This window comes from Endozoicomonas atrinae (assembly GCF_001647025.1).
In the GTDB taxonomy this organism is placed as follows: domain Bacteria; phylum Pseudomonadota; class Gammaproteobacteria; order Pseudomonadales; family Endozoicomonadaceae; genus Endozoicomonas; species Endozoicomonas atrinae.
Map to the genome: position 1 here is coordinate 1 of NZ_LUKQ02000468.1, position 2,218 is coordinate 2,218.

At 35.9% G+C, this 2,218-nt stretch carries 3 protein-coding genes; all 3 read right to left on the bottom strand.

Annotated elements, in window-relative coordinates:
- Positions 1-81: 81 nt before the first annotated feature.
- A complete protein-coding gene (locus tag AK963_RS32695) occupies positions 82-633 on the bottom strand; it encodes a hypothetical protein (protein WP_139117732.1) in 552 nt (183 codons plus the stop codon).
- 4 nt (positions 634-637) lie between these two features.
- On the bottom strand, positions 638-1,645 hold the full coding sequence (locus tag AK963_RS27990; RefSeq protein ID WP_066018593.1) for a GDP-mannose 4,6-dehydratase: 1,008 nt from the start codon (positions 1,643-1,645) through the stop codon (positions 638-640).
- The coding region (locus AK963_RS33845) for a glycosyltransferase family protein (RefSeq protein WP_202969896.1) at positions 1,642-2,218 on the bottom strand (577 nt) is incomplete at its 5' end. The genes AK963_RS27990 and AK963_RS33845, both read right to left, overlap by 4 nt.

Here is a 2,218-nt window from a genome sequence, read left to right on the forward strand (position 1 = left end):
GTCCTCTCGATTGGTCATGGCGCTGCTCCCTGCTTGATACCAACAGGAAAACAATCGGCCAGAAAAGGGTTAATCGGGAGGTCAAATTAAACTGGTGTTTTGAAGACTTATTACATCGGTGATGACATCTACTAATCCATTTTGGATAGGACAGTATTTATACTCTATAGGTAATTCTTTGTAACTAGGAATATTGTTTTTTATATCCTCTAGGCTAAACCCTCTTGGCCATATTTTTTTATCATCAGTAAAGTAGTTATAGATATTAACGAAACCTTCATAGCTTACTGTTTTAAGAGCTATCTTATCTATTCTATTGGTGAAAAAACTATCATAAGGATAGTTATCGTCATCTGTCTCTACAATAACGTCTGCTCCCATTTCAATTGCCTTAAGATACGCTAAATTTTTCCTACAATAATTCCGTGTTGGTGCCGCCTTAGCATAGGAATAATGACTGGACAACTGATCAAGTATCGAGTAATAGGTCAAAGAATCACTACTTCTTATTGGCTTTGATATGGTGTCCCCCGCAATAACACAGTGCCAGTGATTTGATTCAACACCATGACGAATTTTATCCAGAATTGGTTGGTCACCATGGATAGATGTCAACACTAAAATATGTTTCACTTGTCTACCTTGTTAAAAATGACTTCTCGGACTTAACTCTCTCTCTCCAGTAATTGAGGAGATCAAGCATGGTAGTTCCAAAATCTATTTCTGGCTGCCATCCGGTATGGCTTTGGAATTTCCTTGTATCAGGAACCTGAAGGTCGGCATCAATTGGTCTAAGTCTTTCTGGGTCTGTTTCAATTGTAATGCCACTGTGTTTTGATAGCTGAATGAGTTTCGATAACATCTCTCGGATGGAAAGGGTAAAATTCCCACCAATGTTGTAATATTCTCCAGGTGTAGGGTTAATTGTGAGCATCATATAATATGCTCTAACAGCATCTCTTACATCGGACCATGTCCTTAGTGAGTCAAGGTTGCCTGTTTTTACAATAGGTTTAATCAGCCCAGCTTCAATCATTGCTATTTGTTTTGCAAAACTGCTTTCAGCAAATACATCCCCTCGCCGTGGACCTGTATGAGTAAACATTCGAGTTGTTATGACACACATACCATATGCTTCAGCATAGTAGCGACCAATTAAGTCTGTTCCTACTTTTGATATTGCATAAGGTGATGCAGGATGAAAGGTACACTCTTCATTTATGGGTAGTTTTTCCTTTGATACGCGACCAAAGACTTCTGAACTGGCACAAACATGAATTTTTGCACTTTTTGCATATTTTCTTAACGAACCAAGTAATCTCTCTGTACCCTGAATATTTGTATCAAGTGTATCTAGTGGGCTTTCAAATGAGGTTTTTGGGTAACTTTGGGCTGCTAAATGAAATACATAATCGGGTACTGTTTTTTTTATCACATGATCTACCGACATAGTGTCTCTAAGGTCTGCATAAACTAAATTTATTCTGTTTTTCTTGTTTATATTCTCAATGTGTTGCCTGATGTTATCAAGAGGAGATCTCCAACGTAACATTCCATAGATTTCCCAATCAGTGTTTTTCATCAGATAGTCTAAGAGATGTGAACCAACCATCCCTGTGATACCAGTAATCAATGCCTTGGTCATGAAGATACCTCACTTATTTCCAAGGATGATAAATAAGAATTAATATTTGATGAGAAATTATATCCGTTGAAAATAATTTCTTTTTCATTATAGGTATTAAGTGTGTCATCTATTGCAGATGCCAGACTGGCATCGGAATTTACATCAAAAAGAACCGGTTTTTTATTTAAAAAACGAGATAGCTCGGTAGCTAGCTCAGTATCAGAAAATACTACACGTTTACCATACTGTATAGCTAAGCTCGCAATGCCACTAGCTGATTGGCCAGTTTCTAGATAGGGTATAATAACTATATCGACTTCTCTAATTAAAGAGATGAGATGTTTATCATCAGGTGCTGTTTTTATGTAATAATTTTTAATTTTTCGTTTTAAGATTTCATTGGATATTTCTTTTGCGGTGTTGTTTTTTGCATTTTGAATTCCATAGTTAATGGAAGTTGGGTGTGTTGAACCTGCTATAATAAGATTATAATCATTCTCTATACTTACTTTAACAACCTGTAGGAAATTCTTATATTGGGATATGAATCCAAATACTCCTATCGTTTTATTTTTATTTTTGAAAATATTT